Here is a 19,856-nt window from a genome sequence, read left to right as displayed (position 1 = left end):
AGGAAGATGAAAAGAAGAGAGTTTTTTAAAAAAGGTTCTAAAGCAGCTATTGCTGCAGGTGTTGTACCTATGATTGCGAGTTCGTGTTCTGGCGCTAAAGACATGGTATACGATAGAGATCAGGACAAGTGGTATCATTTGGGTACGGGAAAAACAGGCATGCCAAACCGAAAGAAGACTGTTGGATATGATGTTGCGGTTATTGGTGGTGGTGCGGCAGGTATTTGTGCAGCTGTTGCAGCCGCACGTAATGGGTCTAAAACGGTTTTGATTCAAGACAGACCAGTCCTTGGCGGTAATGCGTCTAGCGAAATGCGTGTGCATTTAAATGGGGTTAACGATATTGGTGGTCAAGCAGAACGAGAAACGGGTATTATAGAAGAGATATTATTGCATAATAGATTTGAAAACGAACAGGAATCTTTCCCAGTTTTTGACCATGTGATGTATGATTTTGTGGTGAGAGAACCCAATATCACATTGATGCTAAATACACAGGCTATTGAAGCAGTAATGGATGGTGATAAAATAAAGTCAGCCTTATGCTGGCAGGCTACTACTGAAATGCTGTACACCATAAATGCGCCTATTTTTATTGATTGTTCTGGTGATGGTTTATTGGCGGCTACCGCAGGAGCCGAATACAGAACGGGTAGAGAAGGAAAGGCAGAATTTAATGAAACCTATGCGCCTGATGAACCAGATGGTTGGCAGATGGGAGCAACACTCTTAATGTCTTCAAAAGATATGGGGCGACCTATGAAATATTCTCCACCATCATACGCCATAAAATATACTCATGAAGGCGCTAGTAAAAGAAGAAAATTTGCTGGATATCATGAAGGAATTTGGTGGATAGAAGTTGGAAGCGACGATGATATTATTGCAGATTTTGAAGAAAATCGACATAAATTAATGGGGTATTTACACGGGGTTTGGGATTATATTAAAAACTCTGGTAATTTCCCTGAGGCAGAAAATTTAGCGTTGGATTGGGTAGGTTCTCTACCGTGTAGACGTGAATCTCGTCGTTTTATTGGCGATTATTTTGTTTCAGAAAAAGACATGACAGGGCATAAGCACTTCTTTGATGCTGTGGCTTTTGGTGGTTGGTCCTTAGATGAGCATAACCCCGGAGGTATCGAAAATATATCAGAACCGCCAAGTTATTTTCATTACCATTTTAAGAATGTTTATGAGTTTCCTTTTAGAGCCTTATATTCAAAAAATATATCTAATTTAATGTTTGCTGGGCGTAATGTTAGTCAAACTCATATTGCGCTATCTTCGTCTAGAATTATGGCCACCTGTGCATTGCAGGGACAGGCTGTGGGAACGGCAGCAACCATTTGTAACAGCGAAAATATTTTGCCTAGAGAGGTTACAAAATCTCATATTAATGAGTTGCAAGAAATGTTACTTCGTGACGATGCATTTATTCCTAATAGGCCCGCAAATGATGCCAATGACTTGGCAAGAAAAGCAAATTTGATTTTTGGATCCACTACGTCTTCAGGAGATGCTAAAAATTTAACTAACGGGATGTCTAGGGATATTGATGGTGCTATTAATCATTGGCAATCGGATGGATTGTCCGCTGAACTTCAACTGGAATGGGAGTCGCCTCAGTCGATATCTAAAGTAGAGCTTAAGTGCGATACCAATGTAAAACGTAACATAATGATGCGTAAAGATAGTAGGAATGATGATTTGTATTATAATGGTGTGCCAAAAGAAATGCTGAAAAGTTTAAGTTTGCAAGGCCGTATTAATGGTCAATGGCAAAATTTAGGTCATATAGATAATAATAGAACACGCCTGATTAAGTTTAATTTTGAAAGTAAATCAGTGACTGCTATCAGGATAAAAATGACAGAGACATATGGCGCCGAAAGCGTGAAGCTATTTGAGGTAAGATGTTATGCTTAGTAAAACCTTTATATATGTTTTTTTTATAGTTCCTTTCTTGTTTCTTTTTCAAAACGTGTTTGATTTTGATGAGAAACATGAAATCATTCACACTATTTCAGTAAAGCATCCTGGAGAAAAATTACCAATTACAGTGCAGCTTACTGAAGTTCATGACGAAACAGGGCTTCCAATAGGTTACCACACTAATGTAGAATCAGTAATATGTCTTGAGCAGGTTTGCAAAGTGGTAGCAGTTAAGTTATATTGGAACAATATTGGAACCTATCAAAAATATGAACTGAACCCTGGAGAAACTCTTGAAAAATATGAGGATGATTTTTTTGAAGCTGAAGATTACAAAAAATTACATACTATTTTATCCAATACGGCATCGCCTTATGGGGAAGTCAGGCTGGATGAAGTCTTAACCGTTGTTGATGAGACTGTTGAAGAAGTTGATGCTGTTTCGGGAGCTACGGCTTTAGAGCTGGATGAAAAGGATACGGTTCCAGGTGCAGCCTTAACCTGTTTCACGTTATGGCATTGGGCGCAAGGCGATTTAGTTTCCGTTATGAAAAATATAACAGCTAAAACTATTAACGGTGACCATATTTTGGAGTTTCTAAATCTTGAAAGTGACACACATTATTTATTGGCAATTGAGGAGCTGCAAAAAAGAAAAATATATTCAAAAGTGTATGTAGAGGCCGTACTGAATAGAATTTCTAATGATAAAACATTATTACGAAAATCACTAGAGTATATACAGTCAGCACCTAAAGACGTATATCTTTCTTTTGCAAAGCGATTAGTTGTAAATGGGGGTGAGGCGGAAAGGATAGCCGCTTTAAAATCGTTACAAAACATAGGTTTTAACGTGGAAAAGTCTTTTTTTGATGATTTAAGCAGCGCATTAAAACATTTCAATACGTATCAGGAGTTTTCTGGTTTTTTAGAATTAATGCAAACTAGAAATCCAGATTCTGAAATAATTACAGCGGCGGTTGTTCCGATTTTAAATGAAGATTTTTTAACGGCACGACGTGCGTATTATTTTCTGCTTAATCAAAATTTAACGGAAGAACAAAAGCATAAAGTAGAAGTTTTTAACCAAAAATATAGTGGTAAATTATAACCAAATAAAAACGCAACAATGATAAGTTTTATAGTATGTATAGTGGTTTTAGTTGGTGGTTATTTTGTTTATGGAAACTATATTGAGAAGAAATTTGGTATTGATACTAACCGGCCAACACCAGCCATTTCAAAGCAAGATGGGGTAGATTTTGTTCCTCTGGCTTTAGGCAAAATATTTCTCATTCAGTTTTTAAATATAGCTGGGTTAGGCCCTATATTTGGAGCAATTGCCGGTGCGTTATGGGGTCCAGTGACCTTTCTGTGGATTGTATTTGGTTCTATTTTTGCCGGAGCAGTGCACGATTATTTCTCTGGCATGTTATCTATAAGGCATAATGGAGACAGTATTCCTGAAATTGTTGGGAAATATTTGGGGACAGGTGTTAAATATTTTATACGCGTTTTTTCTGTTGTGTTGCTTATTTTGGTGGGTGTTGTTTTTGTAAAAGGGCCAGCCACCATATTATATGAGCTTACAGGTGTAAGCGTTTCAGTTTTGGTTATCATCATTTTTGTTTATTATTTATTAGCAACCATGATTCCTATTGATAAATTAATTGGGAAAGTGTATCCGTTATTTGGCTTATCGCTCTTGGTTATGGCGATAGGTCTGTTTTTTGCTTTGTTATTTCAAGATTATTCAATTCCAGAATTATCGCTTCAGAATTTAAAGAATATGCACAGTAACCCTGAAATTTACCCTGTGTTCCCACTGCTTTTTATAACCATTGCCTGTGGTGCCATTTCAGGTTTTCATTCTACGCAATCTCCCTTAATGGCGCGGTGTATTTCTAATGAATCCCAAGGAAAAAAAGTCTTTTTTGGCGCCATGATTACTGAAGGTATAGTCGCATTAATCTGGGCAGCTATGGCTATGGCGTTCTTTGGTGGCGTAGAAAAGTTGGGTGAAACTATGGCACTAGAGGGGCATAACGCGGCATGGGTTGTTAATATTATTTGTAACACTACATTGGGTAAAATTGGTGGTGTTCTTGCCGTTTTTGGTGTGGTTGCTGCACCTATTACTTCGGGTGATACGGCTTTTAGAAGTGCACGATTAACCATTGCTGATGCTTGTAACTTCAATCAATCCAGTATCTTTAAAAGATTAATGGTGACCGTTCCTATTTTTTTAGTAGCCATTGGGTTAACGCAAATTGATTTTGCCATTATTTGGAGGTATTTTGGGTGGTCTAATCAAATGTTGGCAACCGTGGTGCTTTGGGCTATTGCTGTTTATGTGAAACAACAAAATAAAAGTACTTGGTTTATATTAATTCCTGCAGCGTTTATGACAGCCGTGGTAACCACTTATATTTTAGTTACTCCAGAAGGACTGCAGTTGGATTATAAATTGTCGTATACATTAGGTATTATTGTTGCTTTAGGATTATCATTTTGGTTTTTGTTTTCAAAAGGTAAAAATGAATTTGTTTTAGGTAAACGCGAACAATAGTCGCGATGCTTTACTTGGTAATTTTGATTACTTAAATTTTTAATTATGATTAAGAGATATCTTTCATTAGCTTTTTTATTACCATTAGCCTTAATCTTTTGGGCTTGCTTAGGTGCAAAAAATCAACCAACAGAATCTAAAAAAACGGCGCAATCAAGACCAAATATTGTTGTTGTTTTGTGCGATGATCTAGGGTATGCCGATGTAGGTTTTAATGGATCAAAAGACATCATAACCCCAGAATTGGATAAATTAGCCAATAATGGTACTATTTTCTCATCTGCTTATGTGCCTCATGCGTTTTGTGGCCCAAGTAGAGCAGGAATAATGACCGGTAGATATCCTCACGAATTCGGTTCGCAATTTAATCTTCCTGCCAATAGTTTAGTTTACGGCGATGAAGGGATTCCCGTAAGTGAGACCTTCTTTAGTTCGGTGTTACAAGAGTCTGGTTATTATACTGGTGCTATAGGGAAATGGCATTTAGGCGATAAACCACAATTTCATCCTAATAAAAGAGGTTTTGATGATTTTTACGGATTTTTAGGAGGTGGTCATAATTATTTTCCTAGTGAATACCGACCTAAATACGAAAGGCTAGTTGAAGCAGGAAATACGAATATTTGGGATTATCTATTACCATTAGAACATAATGGCGTTGAAGTTCAAGAAACAGAATATATTACAGATGCCCTATCTCGAGAAGCTTCACGTTTTGTAAAAGAAGCTTCAAAAAAAGAGGAACCGTTTTTCCTTTATTTAGCATATAATGCACCACATACGCCTCTGGAAGCCAAAGAAGAAGACATGAAGGTGTTTGATAATATAAAAGATAAAAATAGACGTACCTATGCAGGTATGGTATATGCCGTAGATAGAGGCGTGGGCGAATTAGTGAAAACATTAAAAGAAACCAATCAATTTGACAACACCCTGATAGTCTTTTTAAGCGATAATGGAGGTAGACCTGATAAAGGCGCAAATAATGCACCATTAAAAGGTAGAAAAGGGGATACTTATGAAGGTGGTTTTAGAGTGCCAATGTTTTTCCATTGGCCAAATAAAGTACCTTCGGGGAAACACTTTGAATACCCAGTTTCTGCACTTGATTTTTATGCCACCTTCACAGGATTAGCAAATGCTAAAATACCAGAGGGCAAACATTTAGATAGTAAAAATATTTGGGATGATGTTGTGGCAGGTAAAAACCCACGTGCTGGCGATCCTATATTTTCTATGCGTCATCGTAGTGGCTTTTCAGATGTTGGAGTAAGACAAGATGAATGGAAAGCAACAAAAGCTTATAACTCGCCATGGAAACTTTATAATATTAAAAAGGATATTGGTGAAAAGCATGATTTAGGAACTAAACATCCTAAAGTTCTTAAGGAAATGGTTTCTAAAGCGGAGGCTTGGAGTAAAACCCATACAGAGCCACAATGGTTTGATCCTGAAAACCTGAGTAAGGTTTGGAAAGAAGACCATATGGGGGCGTTTTTAACGACGTTTGAAATTTCAGAATAAAACGTACCTGTTATGTTTTAACTATAATAAATAATTGTCAGTTCGAGAGCCAATTTAAAAATTTTGAAAAACGGCGATATTGACGAGAATTAAATTTTTGCTTTATAGTCCCTTCAGATTTTAAAACCTGAAGGGACTTATCATTTCAATGATAGGTAAGAGATAAAAAATACTATCAAGCAGTAATTATTGTAAAGAAGAAGGAGTTTTAGCTTTTTTATTCCATTCTTGAATTATAGTAAAGAAAATCAAAAGAATGAGGTAATATTTTACAAGTTAGAGGTAATATCCTAATAGCACCTTTGGTTTATTCAATTTATTTTTATCTAACCAAAACTAAATTGAATAATGACTCAAATTTTACTTAACAACAGAACCCTTTTTAAATTAATAATTTGCTTAATATGTGCTTCCTATTCATTTGGACAAACACAAGGAAGTAGACCCAATGTCATAGTGATTTTAGCCGACGACTTAGGCTATGCCGATGTTGGTTTTAATAGAGATTCTAACTTTCCTGAAGATCTAGGGGTTATTCCAACACCAAACATTGATGCATTAGCAGACCAGGGTGTAATTTTAAATAATGCCCATGTAGCGCACCCATTTTGCGGTCCAAGTAGGGCAGCAATCATGTCTGGTGTGTTACCACATAGATTAGGTGCACAATACAATCTACCTAACGATGTAACCACAACATTGGGGCTTCCTACAAGCGAAACGTTTTTTCCAGAAATACTTCAAGATAGTGACTATAACACTGCAGCCTTTGGAAAGTGGCACTTAGGATTTGTTGAAGGACAACATCAACCTCTAGATAGAGGGTTTGACTATTTCTTTGGTATGTTAGGAGGTGGTAAAGGTTATTTTGAAGAAAAATATGAAGATTCCTTTTACAGAAGAACTGGAAATGGTGTTGTTGTAACCAATGAATACCAAGACCCATTATGGAGGAACAGAGCTTATGTTGATGAAAATGAATTTAGCGATGCACCAGATGAAGATTACTTAACGGATATTTTAACTGATGATGCTATTGATTATATAAATACTAATGTAGGTAAGCCTGATCCGTTTTTTATGTATTTAGCATATAATGCACCACATACGCCTTTGGAAGCGCCCTCTGATGAAATAGCTCAATTTAAGCTAGATAATCCAAATTTTGAAGATTTAATAAGAAATAGCGCCTATATAAGAGAGTCAAATCAGGTAACGAAGTGGCCAGAGGCAGAGCACCCTGCTAAAATTGAAGAATTTGTTGAAGATCGTGTTATCTATGCTACTATGGTAACCAATATGGATGCCAATATAGGTAGATTAGTTACTGAATTGAAAAAAGATATGGATGTGTTTAATAACACAGTCATTATATTTTTAAGTGATAATGGCGGTTATACCTATAGTAAAGGCGCTGTAAATTACCCACTTGACGCCTTAAAAGGAAGTGTAAATGATGGTGGACATAAAGTACCTATGTTTGTGCATTGGCCAAATGAAATTTCTGGGAATACCACGTATGACCATCAAATAAGTTCTTTAGATTTATACCCTACACTTGTAAATTTGGCAGGTGCAGCGGTGCCAAATGGAAAAATAATTGATGGTGTTGATTTTATGGATAAGTTAATTGCTGGGCAAGACGCTAGACCAGATGAACCATTGCTTATTATGAGACCGTATAATGGCTTTCATAATGGAGGTATCGCTTACGGGAAATGGAAAATAGTTAAGACTGGAGGTAATGGTGACTGGCGTTTGTATGATGTTTTAAATGATCCAGGTGAAACCACAAACCTAAGAAGTTCTGAACCTAATGCTGAACAAATAATTCAAGATATTTTAGATAAAGCGGTTACCATTGTGGCAGATTTCAAAGATGTAAAACCTGCTTGGTATGACAATGATGGTGATGGTAGCGGTCACACTCATAGTTTTTTATGGGACGATGGTACTTTGCCAGGCTATGATAGGCTCTTAGAAAGCTCATCGTTAACACTTGGTGTTGAAGAAATTTTAAAATCGGAATTAAGTATTTTTCCAAATCCATCATCAGACTTTTTTAACTTGAATTTTAATAAACCAATTAATGATTTGGAAATAGAAGTATTGTCTATGTCCGGAGAGATCATAAAGAAAGTATCAGGTAAACTTATTAATAATCCCAGAGTAGATGTTTCTAATTTATCTCAAGGCATGTATCTCTTAAGGGTGAAAGCCGATGGTGTTGTTTCAATTGAAAAGGTTATGAAACTTTAAACTGCTTTAAGAAAATGCGGACGAGTTCTATTCATATAAATAAGGACTCTATTAGATACTAATTTCGACTTCTATTCGTGAGTAAAAGTTGTTTTGTGTCTAAAATTATCTTTAATACCGGTAATTTCTATTGTAGACTTTACCGGTGTTAATATTTTTTGAGCTAAAGTTGTTTTTATTATTGAAAGTAAATTGGGTAACAAAGTCAGTTTTATAATTGATCAAATTACAACTTAAATCTGTGTTAGCTAGGGATTCACATGCTTTCTAAACTTTTTTTTGTTACCAATGTTTTTGTGAATGTAGTACTGCGTAATTAAAGGCAACTAAATAGGTAATTATAAGGAATATGGGAGTTTGTTATTTCCCTAAATTCATTGGAAATTCGCTACATACGAAGAGGTTATTTAATTAAATATTTTTGTTGTCTTATTCTGAATTTTTTGTCAGATTTTTAATGAAATTGCTTTTTAGTTGTAATTAATAATTTTAAATGCCAGTAATGACTTTTGAATTTAAAAAAATAATAGACGCTTATTTTGAAGCAAAGTCACATAAGCTTGATTGTGTTTTGGCTACGGTTGTACACCTAGAAGGATCGTCTTATCGCAGGCCAGGCGTTAGGATGTTAATCCAGTCCAATGGTAAAATGATTGGAGCTGTAAGCGGTGGTTGTGTAGAACAAGAAGTGAAACGTCAAAGTGATTCTGTTTTTGAAACATCGATTTCAAAAGTTATAAAATATGATGGTCGTTATAGATTGGGATGTGAAGGTGTACTCACCATACTTATAGAGCCTATGAGGTTGGATGATTCATTTTTAAATATTTTCAGAACTTTTTTAGAGGAACGACAGCTTTTTAAAATTAACACCTCTTATATGATGGAAGTTGGTGTAAATCAAATATTAGGGTCTTCAATAGTGTTAGGGGGTAAAATATATCCACTTTCAAATAGAAATGCCAATGAACATGATGTGGAAAGTGTTGAAGTATTTTCGCAAATTTTAAAACCCTGTTTTAGACTTGTTATTTTTGGATCAGAGCATGACGCTGTACAATTGTGTCAGCTTGGGCAAATAATAGGTTGGGAGGTTATTGTTGTTTCAGATATAAAATCGAGTAAAACTATAAATGATTTCCCCGGAGCTTCTGTTTTCTTAACCGTTGAAAACGGAGCCTTTGATGTTAGCCTGATTGATAGCCAAACAGCTATTGTTTTAATGTCTCATAATTTTGCTGGCGATTTAAAAAACCTTTTAAGTTTGATTCATTCCAAACCTGTATATTTAGGTTTGCTAGGGCCTGCAAAAAGAAGAGATCAACTTTTATCTCAAATTTTTGAGTTTTCAACTGAAGCTATTTCGCATGACTCTTTTTTCGATCGTATTCATGGTCCAGCAGGACTCAATATTGGAGCAGAAACACCACAAGAAATTGCAATTTCTATTATTTCTGAAATATTAGCTGTAGTACATCAACAAAATCCAATGTGTCTTTCAGAAAAATTGGGAAGTATTCATGCATAGATAATATATACCTCTTTATGGCTTCTTCAAAATTACCGATTATAATATTAGCGGCGGGTGAATCAAAGCGAATGGGGACTGCTAAACAGTTGTTACCTTGGGGGAATTCTACCTTAATTGAGTATGTTTGTAAAACGGTTTTGAAATTAAGTCCGGTGGAAATCTTTGTTGTTTTGGGGGCGAATTATTCGAAAGTGAAAGCCGTGTTGGAGTCATATCCAGTTACTATTCTTAAAAACGAATCTTGGCATTTGGGGTTGGGTACATCAATAAGTTGTGGTGTACAGCATATAGTAAATTCAAAAAAAGAGCATGATGGTTTTCTAATGGTTTTAGGAGATCAACCTTTTGTAGATGTTTCACATTTAGAACGACTGATTGATGCATACAAACCAAATTCTAATCAAATTGTAGCAACGTTATATCATAAAAATAAATTTGGAGTACCTGTTGTTTTTGATGCTTCATATGCCAATTCTTTAATTAGTCTTGTGGAAGATAGCGGAGCTAAACATCTTTTGAAAGCACATTCAAATTTTGTACAAACTGTTGTTTCAGATAAGAGGACCGTTGTAGATATAGACTCAGAAGCTGATTATAGAGCGTATTATAAAAAATAGATGAAGTTTAATGTTATGATCAACTTTTTATGTTCAGTTAATTATAGCTTTGAGATCTAGTTAATTTTATAAACAGTGATTATATACAAGTTTTAGGAAAATAAACAGTGTTCTAATTTGGGGAAGCTTACATAGCCGATTTAATGGGTATTACTCTTGTTATGTGCATAACAGATAGTTATTGCTAAAATGTAACATAAACTTGGATGTTTTTTCGGTTGAAAATAATTATTAATTAATAATATTAAAATGAAACAAATTTTTATGGTTTTGGGCATGTGTTTATGCTCTAGTTTTGTAATGGGTCAAAGTGCCTTAGATGATCGTATGAAACGCGGTAAGGAAATTTATAATGTACAATGTATTGCTTGTCATATGGAAACAGGAGACGGTATAGTAGGTGCATTTCCTCCTTTGGCTAAGTCCGATTACTTATTAGAGAACATTCCACGTGCTGCTAAGGAGATTTTAGGTGGATTAAGCGGTGAAATTGTTGTTAACGGTGTGACTTATAATGGTGTGATGCCTAGTCATGATTTAGATCCTAAAGCATTGACTGATGTGTTGAACTATATAACAAATAGTTGGGGGAATGACCATGGGTTAATTCCTGAGTCTTTAGTGAAAAAGGCAATTAATTGATTTTATTAATTGAAATAAAAAAAAACCTTAAGAACATAAGTCTTAAGGTTTTTTTATGTGTAAAATTTTAATTTTAAACAATTCCGTGTTTAGAAAGCGGAAGGCTTCTATAACGTTGCCCTGTTGCTTTAAAAATGGCGTTAACTAGGGCAGGAGCAATTACAGGAACACCGGGTTCTCCAACACCAGTTGGTGCAGATTCACTTTCAATAATTTCAACATGTGTTTTTGGGGCTTCTGGCATTCTAATTATTTTATAATCATTAAAATTGTTTTGCTCGACCTGCCCATTGGTTGTTGAAATATTACCATAATACGCTAGTGATAAACCAAAGATTACCGCGCCTTCCATTTGTGCTCTCACAGAGTTTTTGTTAACAACGACTCCACAATCAATAACCATATTAACATTGTGGATTTTTACTTTGTTGTCTACAATGGATACTTCTATCGCTGCAGCCACATACGAGAAGAAGCTATAGTGTACTGCTAAACCAATGGCATGTCCTTCAGGTAAACTATTACCATAGCCTGCATTTTTAGCGGCTTTTTTTAAAACATGTTTTAATTTGGCAGTATCGTATTTAAACTTCTCCTTAGTCTTTTCAATACGATCGGAGCCTATAAGTTGCAGCCTAAACTCTAAGGGGTCTATACCAGCTTCATAAGCTAATTCATCAGAAAAAACATTAATACAAAAAGCGTTTGGAATATTAACTACCGAACGTAACCAACCAATTCTAAGGTGGGCATCTGCTTTACCTGTTTCAAATTGCATGTTGGGTATATCATATGGTACATTTAATGCGCTTCCTATTTCGCCTCCTAAAGGATAGTTTGCTCCTGGCTGAAATGTTGATTTTATAGTAGGTAAAGCTAAACGATGTAACCAACCAGTAACCCTGCCGCTATTATCTAGGCTAGCTTTTAAATACTGAGCTGATGTGGTGTGATAATAACTATGTTGAATGTCGTCTTCTCTTGTCCAAACCACCTGAACTGGGCCTTGAATTTCTTTAGATAGAATTGTGGCTTCTACTACATAATCTGGTTTTGATTTACGACCAAAACCACCACCTAATAGCGTTACGTTTACAGTGACTTTTTCCTGATTGATACCGAGGTAATCGGCAACTTCTTTTCTTGCAGCTTGCGGTGTTTGAAGAGGTGCCCAAACCTCACAAGTTCCGTCTTTAACCCATGAAATGGCATTAGGTACTTCCATAGGGGTGTGTACTAAATGTGGTAGTTGGTAAGTGTGCTCAATAAGCTTGTCACCTTTGGTAAAAGCTTGATCGATGTTACCTTTACTTTTATTTACCTTTCCTGGCTTTTGAACCGTTTCTGTAAGCTCCGTTATAAAAGTGTTGGTGGTGTATTCGGCATTAGCTCCATAATCCCAATCAATTTTTAAGGCTTCTTTGCCTTTAAAAGCAGCCCAGGTACTGGTTGCGATTACCGCTACGCCACCTAAGGCCCCAAACGGTTTGATAATACGTGGCACCTCAATAACATCTATAACACCAGGTATTTTTAGGACATCTGTTTTATCAAACGATTTTACAGTTCCAAAGGTTACAGGACAGCGTTTAATTGCAGCAAATTTTAAGTTTGGAACGCGTTTGTCTAAGCCAAAAATAGCTTTACCTGATATGATATCATGAATATCGATACTTGGTAGTTCTTTTCCAATGTATTTAAAATCTTTAGAAGATTTTAATTTAACATTATCTGGAATATCTAATGTAATAGCAGTTGAAACCAAGTCACCATACCCTATTTTTTTACCAGAGGTATGTATGACAAAATGATTTTCAGCTACACATTCAGTTTCAGGAACTTTCCACGTTTTTGAAGCGGCAGATATTAACATAGCTTTTGCGGTGGCACCCATTTCTCGCATGCTTTGGTATAGGTTTCTAACACTTTTGGAGCCGTCTGTATTTTGGTCTCCGTAAATGGCATTACCTGTAGCTTGTTTTACAGTTACTCGACTCCAATCGGCTTCCATTTCATCTGCAATTACAGAGGTTAGAGAAGTACGAATACCTTGTCCCATTTCAGAACGAGATGCCACTAAAATTAAACGGCCATCAGGTAATAATTCAATAAATAAATTCGGATTGAAAGTCTCTTTTTTTAAATGGTCTTCCGTTAAATGAGAAAATGAAGACAACGATGTTGCCAAAATTAAACCTCCAGAAGCTAGGCCCATATTCTTTAAAAAATGTCGTCTACTTATGTTTTTTATAGGAGCCATAATTATTGTTTAATTTTTATTTCAGCCGTATTTTGTATGGCTTTTTTAATGCGTTGATACGTGCCACATCGGCATATGTTTCTGGCCATAGCGTTGTCTATGTCTTCTTCAGATGGTTTTGGGTTTTTGTTTAATAAAGCTGTTGCTGATATTAATTGACCTGGTTGGCAGAATCCACATTGAGGAACATTTAAATCGGTCCAAGTTTGCTGAAGTTTTTGAAGGTTTTCTGTTTCACCTTCTATAGTTATTAATGCTCTGCCTTGCATCGCAGATATGGGCATTAGGCAAGAATTTACCGCGTTGCCATCCATTAAAACCATGCAGGAGCCGCACAAGCCTTTTCCGCAACCGTATTTTGTTCCAGTGTATCCTATTATATCGCGTAAAGCCCAAAGAAGCGGCATGCTTGGGTCCGCATCTATTTCGTGGTTTTTTCCATTTATATTTAACGTTATCATACTAAGTCCTATTTGATTGCTTTATGTTTGAGATTTACTTCTTCTAAGTTTAGAGGTTGTTTTATTTTGATACTTTATAGTTCGTTATTTAGAAATAGCAAACTTAGATTAAGTTATTAATGTAAATAATTATTTATCTAAAAATAAGGCTCTACGGAATTTGTAGAGCCTTAAAACTTAACTAAATTAAACTAAAGAACTTACGGCTTTTATTATTATATTTTAGTAACCGTAATTTGGTTTTATAGACGGCGCTTTCTCCACCTCAGTTTGAGGTATTGGGAGATAGTACATTTTGTCACTCCAAGGTCTGGTAACGACAGGTTCAATGTTGTAATACTCCGTGCCATCTGAGGCTTTTTTCCATTTTAAACCGTCAATTTGCATCCCTAAATGCGATTCGATCATCCAACGTCTTTCATCAAAAAAGTTATGGCCTTCAAAACATAACTCTACGCGGCGTTCTCTTCGAATAGCTTCTAATAAATCGGTGCCGCTGGTGTTAATTACTGGTTGCAATGCTCGTTTAGAGACTTTATTAAGTGCTTCTAAAGCTAATGCTTCATTTCCTAAATGATACTGAGCTTCAGCATAATTAAGATAAATCTCGGCCAAACGAAATAGAATAAATGGACGTTGTGGTGAAATACCACCAGCAACTTCTACATTTTCATCTTGGAATTTTCTAATATTATATCCGGTTTTAGAGGAGTGAAGTGCATTTCCGGTGCCTTCAGGTGAATCTAACCCATGCGGGTAAGCATTTACATCGTCTGATAAATAATATTGCACGTTTCTTCCTCTAAAGTCAGCACCATTAAATAAAAGATTAGCGTAATAACGCATTTCTCGGTTTTCATTTATTTCATCTGGATTAAAAGCGCTGCTTGAAGTACTGCTACCATCATTCATGTTAAATTGCATTGTAAAAGCAGGAGTAGGTGATGACAGTGCCCAGCCACCATAACCGTTAGGGCTTTGTGTTAAATCCCAAAGAGAATTGGCATCAAGTCCAAATTCATAATATTCAGCACCATAAGGTCTAGCAAATAGAATGTCTTGATTAGGCGATAGAAACAAATCTTGGTAATCTTTTGCATTTGCTACTGAAATAAGATCTCTATACCCCACCATGTCAATGACTGCCTTGGCAGCATTAGAGGCATCCAACCATTTATTAGGTTTGTTGTAGGTATACAGCGGGTCGTTACTAGGTGCGTAACTAGGATCATGTAGTTTACTTGCTGCGTAGAGTAACGTTCTAGATTTAACAGCTAAGGCTGATAATTTTGTAGCTCTTCCAAACTCATCATCTGAACGGTCTGTAGGAAGGTATACGATAGCTTCATCGAGCTCGTTAACTATAAAATCGACACATTCCTCATAACTATTACGTACTAGGTTGAAATCATCATCTAAACCTAAGGCATGCTCCATGATAGGAACACCTCCGAAATAGTTAATAAGTTTTCGGTATACATTAGCACGTAAGAAACGCATTTCTGCTTTTAAAACATTGGTCTGGTCAGGATCTTTTGCCATGGCTCCACTGTTATCTATGCGATCTAAAAATTCGTTTATTGAACGTACGTAATCAAAATAGTTTTGCCATTTATCTGCTAAAACACCAACATTACTAGGTGTCCATTCTGCTCTTAAGCGGAATTGATCTAAATCATTAAAGTTAAATTTAGCTTCAAATGAAGCGGCCTCAATATTGAATCGTCTACCCCACCAATTAAATCGGTTTACCGACCAACCTTCGGTGCTATTATATGCAGTGTAAACTAAGTTTTCTACTTGGTCGGGGTCGCTATAAACCAGATCTTCTGAAAAGGCATCTGATGCTGTTACATCTAATGTGTCTTCACAGCCAAGTGAGGCAAAGAGTGATAGCGTACAGATAAATTTTATTATATAAGTTTTATATTTCATAATTAATACGATTTAAAAATTAAGATTTAGACCTAATGTGAATGTTTTTAAAGAAGGGTAAGTGCTTCCTCTAAAGTTATTATAGCCTAAAGCCTCTGGGTCTAGGTTTGCATCTGCGATGTCTGAAAACATGGTAAAGAGGTTGAATCCTCTAACAAAAAATCGGATATCAGCGAAGGTGCTTTTTTCTTTAGTTAGCGTGTATCCTAATTCAATTTCTTTAAGTCTTAAAAAAGAGGCGTCTTTTAAATACAAGTCAGCACCTTCGAAGTTCTCTTGATCTCCACTTTGGTTGCCGCTGTATTCGTCACTTTGTCCAAATGCTCTTGGGTAGCTTGCATCTCTATTATCTGGAGTCCAGCGGTCGTTGTAAACAAATTCTGGTCTTGCTCCTGCTTGATCAAAAAACACTAAGGTTTCTGCTTTAGCTTGGCCTTGGAATAAAAAACTAAAGTCTAAGTTTTTGTAGGTAAATCCTCCAAACACGCCGTATTGTATTTCTGGTGTGGCTGAGGTATAAGCTCTAGTTCTATCGTTAGCATCAATAACACCGTTACCATCGGTATCTACATAGTATGGTTCACCTTCTACGGTCCCGTCAAGTTTTGCTGGTGCGGCATTGACTTCGTCTTGATCTCTAAATACCCCATTTGTTGGGTATACGATATAGGAATCCATTGGGTGGCCTTCTTGTTGTCTCCATTCTGGAACATCTGCAGCTTCGTCTAGGTATACAATTTCATTTTTTGCTTGAGTAAAATTACCTCCAATATTATAATGGAAGTTTTCATTTATGCTAGCGCTCCATGAGGCTTCAGCTTCCCAGCCAAAATTATCTACTTTACCTAAGTTTTCTTCTGGTAATGTGAGTCCGGCGGCTTCAGGTATAGAGGCATTTCGTGTAATTAATATATTTTCACGCTTCTGGTAGAAGTAGTTAAAATCGGCATTAAATTTACCTTCGAATAAGGACATATTAAGACCAATGTTTTTCATGTCGGCCGTTTCCCAAGTAATATCTGGATTAGGTACATTAGTACTGTTATAACCATTGTGTCTGGAGCCATTGGTTCCAAAAATGTAGTAGTTAGGTTGTGCGGCATCTGTTGGTCCACCATAACTGTATCGTGTTAAATATTGAAATGCGTCAATTCGATCGTTACCCATTAATGCCCAAGAAGTTCTTAGTCTTAAGGCGTTTATCCAATCGGCATTATCCATAAAACCTTCTTTGTCAATTGCCCAAGATGCAGCTACACCAGGAAAAGTGCCAAAGCGATTGCCTTCACCAAAATTACTTGACCCATCACGTCGTATGGTAAAATCTACGAAATACTTCTTCCTAAAATCATAAGAAAGTGATCCGAAGAAATTTAAACGCGCCCATTCTTGAGATGTTCCATAAGATATTTGACCATCATCGCTTCCCGCAAAAAGTTCTGGGTGGTTGTCTGAAGGGAAATCTCTACGCTCAGCCCAAAAAGTTCTTTGGTTTGTAGTAGCTTGTTCCATACCTACAAACCCGCTTACCGTATGCTTCTCGGCAAACATATTGTGGTAATGAATGGTGGCGTTAAACAATGTATTGTTCCTTTCCCAATAGGTTTCACGAAGTATGCTTTTGTTTCCTTGTTGTGAATAGCCTGCTTGCTCGATATAGTCACCAGTACCTTCTTGGTAGGTGTATACTTCCCATGGGGTGTACCATGATTTTTCATCGTAGCTTTCTTTTTGTACACTGGCAAAACCTTTAAGTTCAAGTCCTTTTACCCAGTTGTTTAAATTGATATCATAAGAAAACCGACCTCTCAAATCGTTATTGTCATTTTCTACAAAACCAGATTCAGAAGTTGACATGATATACGGGTTAGATCCGTTTTCTCCCCCCCACGCAACAAGTCCGTTAGGGTAAATACCTACTTCAGTTGGTAAATTGGTGTAAATGTGTTTGTAAATATAATTTGCATTAACACCAGGTTCTTTATTGGTTCCAAAACGACCAGAAAGATCAACTCCTATTTTGAGATTTTCAACAATTTTGATGTCTAAATTAGAACGAATTTGGTTTTGCTTAAAATTTAGATCGCCAGAGTGAAACATTCCAACTTGTGAAATAGCATCTGCGCCTACAAAATAGTTTACGTTCTCACTTCCTCCAGAAATAGATAATGAGTTTCTAGCTTCTGGAGATGATTTTGCAAATGTTAAATCAGACCAGTCTGTACTTGGGTAAAAGGGATCGTTTCCGGCAGCATATTTATCGATGTCCGCTTGCGAATATGGTAATGCTTGGCCATAACGTTCGGCGATTTCGTTGTTGTAAATAGCGTATTGTTCCGAATTCATAAATTTAGGCTCTACAGAGAACTTGGATACATTATAAGTGGAATTAAAATTTATTTTTGGCTTTCCTGATTTACCACGTTTAGTAGTGATTAGAATAACACCATTGGCTGCTCGAGCACCGTAAATAGCTGCAGCACCATCTTTTAATACTGATAATGATTCGATATCTTGTGGTGATAAATAAGAGAATGACTCAGCAGGTACACCATCAATTAGTATTAGCGGGTTATTATTATTTAGAGTAGCTTTACCACGAATTAATATGTCAACATCCCCTGTAGACCCTGGGTAACCACCTCTATCGGAGATAATCATACCTGGTACTTTTCCAGACAAAGATTTAGCCAAATCTTTACTTCCAGATTTTTCTATGGACTCGGAGTCTACAGTACTTACTGAGCCTGTAATTTCACCTTTTTTTCTGGTGGTATAACCTACAACGACTACCTCGTCTAAAGCTGCGGTATCGGGTTCTAAAAGAATGTTAATGTTAGATTGATTTCCAACTTTAATTTCTTGGGTGATATACCCTACATAAGATATTACTAGAGTCGCATTACTGTCTGTCGTTGAGATATTAAATTCACCATCAAAATCGGTTACAGTTCCTGTAGATGTACCTTTAATCATTACTGAAGCTCCTGGTAATGGTCCGTCTACATCAGAGACGGTTCCTTTTATGGATTGTTGAGAAACCTCGACTTTATTTGTTTTAGTTTCGTTGTCAATTGATTTTGTAGCAGCAAATACAGGAGTGGGTGATATGGCTTGACAAATAAACAGAGAAAGTATACCATACTTATGTTTTTTGTATAGAAATTCACTCCAAATACTAGAATTGGTTTTTGTCTTATTTAATTTGTTTAATTTCATAAAATTGTTTGTTAATGTAGTTGTTTGTTTAGTTTTTTTTGTTTTTTGTTTTTTTCATTGGCATTTAGATTAGTTGTTTTTTTGATGTAAAAATTTTGTTATTTGTATATTTTTGTGAGTAATTTTGAGTTTATGCGAAAGCAGGCACCTACAAATTAAATTATATTTAAAATGCCTTTCTTGTTTAAAATTATCCCTAACTGAATAGAATTTACCCGAATTGTGACTTATTACGATAGTTTTTGTAATAGGAATGTATAATTGAAATGTCTTTTTATATTATTGATTTTTAGATAGGTATATTTAGTTTGAATTGAGTATTGGAATTTTAGATACGACCTTTTTAATGAGTATTTCTTTTTTTGAGGACTTTTTTAGTTTTGCCCTTTATTCAAAAAAAACAATTCTACTAGAATTGGGTGGCAATTCTGTGAAGTGCTGATGATCAATTGACCTTATAGGTAAAGAGGGGTAATTCAAAAAATAATTTATCGATGTTTATAGGGTGTTTCAAGCTATCTGAAAAATTATGCACCGAATTACTAGAATAACAACGAATCAATCGGTTTTAAGAATTCAAACTTTTTACACAAATTCAGCACATTCCTTGATCCCTTTTAACACCATAGCAAATACCATTACTATAAACTACAGGTCTATTCTTAACTATTTTGTAAACAGAAGTACCAATGCTTCTGCAGAATCTTTTAATGCTAAAATTAAAGCCTTCAGAAGTCAATTTAGAGGTGTGAAAAACCTAGAATTCTTTCTTTTTAGATTGACTACAATTTTTGCATAAACACAACTTTTAGGAATGATCCGAATTCGGATCAATGCCAAAAGTTGTGTGTGAAGATTAAAAATAGTTAGATCTTTGCACTAAAAAAGACATTGGATCATTACT

13 protein-coding genes are annotated in these 19,856 nt (G+C 35.9%); 9 read left to right on the top strand and 4 right to left on the bottom strand.

Annotation, left to right across the window (positions count from 1 at the left end; translation table 11 throughout):
- Positions 1-6 precede the first annotated feature (6 nt).
- The 8 genes from Q4566_RS13430 to Q4566_RS13395 all read left to right on the top strand — a co-directional run bounded on the left by Q4566_RS13430 (position 7) and on the right by Q4566_RS13395 (position 11,077).
- Positions 7-1,929: an FAD-dependent oxidoreductase gene (locus Q4566_RS13430; protein WP_303422082.1), complete on the top strand. Its 1,923-nt coding sequence runs from the start codon at positions 7-9 to the stop codon at positions 1,927-1,929.
- A 55-nt stretch (positions 1,930-1,984) separates the two neighbouring features.
- Positions 1,985-3,046 carry a hypothetical protein gene (locus Q4566_RS13425; RefSeq protein ID WP_303422079.1) on the top strand — a complete coding sequence of 354 codons (1,062 nt, stop codon included), beginning with the start codon at positions 1,985-1,987 and terminating at the stop codon, positions 3,044-3,046.
- Positions 3,047-3,064: 18 nt separating this feature from the next.
- On the top strand, positions 3,065-4,504 hold the full coding sequence (locus tag Q4566_RS13420; protein WP_303422077.1) for a carbon starvation protein A: 1,440 nt from the start codon (positions 3,065-3,067) through the stop codon (positions 4,502-4,504).
- 45 nt (positions 4,505-4,549) lie between these two features.
- Positions 4,550-6,028, top strand: a complete 1,479-nt coding sequence (locus tag Q4566_RS13415) for a sulfatase (RefSeq protein ID WP_303422074.1) — start codon at positions 4,550-4,552, stop codon at positions 6,026-6,028.
- 348 nt (positions 6,029-6,376) lie between these two features.
- Positions 6,377-8,287, top strand: coding sequence for a sulfatase-like hydrolase/transferase (locus Q4566_RS13410; protein WP_303422071.1), 1,911 nt, complete (start codon positions 6,377-6,379; stop codon positions 8,285-8,287).
- A gap of 502 nt (positions 8,288-8,789) precedes the next feature.
- A complete protein-coding gene (locus tag Q4566_RS13405) occupies positions 8,790-9,815 on the top strand; it encodes an XdhC family protein (protein WP_303422069.1) in 1,026 nt (341 codons plus the stop codon).
- Positions 9,816-9,832: 17 nt separating this feature from the next.
- Positions 9,833-10,435, top strand: coding sequence for a nucleotidyltransferase family protein (locus Q4566_RS13400; RefSeq protein WP_303422067.1), 603 nt, complete (start codon positions 9,833-9,835; stop codon positions 10,433-10,435).
- A gap of 327 nt (positions 10,436-10,762) precedes the next feature.
- Complete coding sequence (locus tag Q4566_RS13395; RefSeq protein ID WP_303422064.1) at positions 10,763-11,077, top strand: cytochrome c; 315 nt, start codon at positions 10,763-10,765, stop codon at positions 11,075-11,077.
- Between the two features lie 73 nt (positions 11,078-11,150).
- Here Q4566_RS13395 and Q4566_RS13390 read toward each other — a convergent pair whose 3' ends face one another.
- From Q4566_RS13390 to Q4566_RS13375, 4 genes are all read right to left on the bottom strand, one after another.
- Entirely contained in the window at positions 11,151-13,337 is a 2,187-nt protein-coding gene (locus tag Q4566_RS13390) for a xanthine dehydrogenase family protein molybdopterin-binding subunit (RefSeq protein ID WP_303422061.1), read from the bottom strand.
- Between the two features lie 2 nt (positions 13,338-13,339).
- Entirely contained in the window at positions 13,340-13,798 is a 459-nt protein-coding gene (locus tag Q4566_RS13385) for a (2Fe-2S)-binding protein (RefSeq protein WP_303422058.1), read from the bottom strand.
- Positions 13,799-14,020: 222 nt separating this feature from the next.
- Positions 14,021-15,733 carry a RagB/SusD family nutrient uptake outer membrane protein gene (locus tag Q4566_RS13380; protein WP_303422056.1) on the bottom strand — a complete coding sequence of 571 codons (1,713 nt, stop codon included), beginning with the start codon at positions 15,731-15,733 and terminating at the stop codon, positions 14,021-14,023.
- Between the two features lie 12 nt (positions 15,734-15,745).
- Positions 15,746-18,952, bottom strand: coding sequence for a TonB-dependent receptor (locus Q4566_RS13375; RefSeq protein ID WP_303422053.1), 3,207 nt, complete (start codon positions 18,950-18,952; stop codon positions 15,746-15,748).
- Positions 18,953-19,481: 529 nt separating this feature from the next.
- Here Q4566_RS13375 and Q4566_RS13370 point away from each other — a divergent pair.
- Entirely contained in the window at positions 19,482-19,751 is a 270-nt protein-coding gene (locus Q4566_RS13370; protein WP_303422051.1) for a transposase, read from the top strand.
- Positions 19,752-19,856: the final 105 nt, after the last annotated feature.

This window comes from Tamlana sp. 2_MG-2023, assembly GCF_030548465.1.
Classification (GTDB): Bacteria; Bacteroidota; Bacteroidia; order Flavobacteriales; family Flavobacteriaceae; genus Pseudotamlana.
This window is presented reverse-complemented; position numbering and strand designations above follow the sequence as displayed.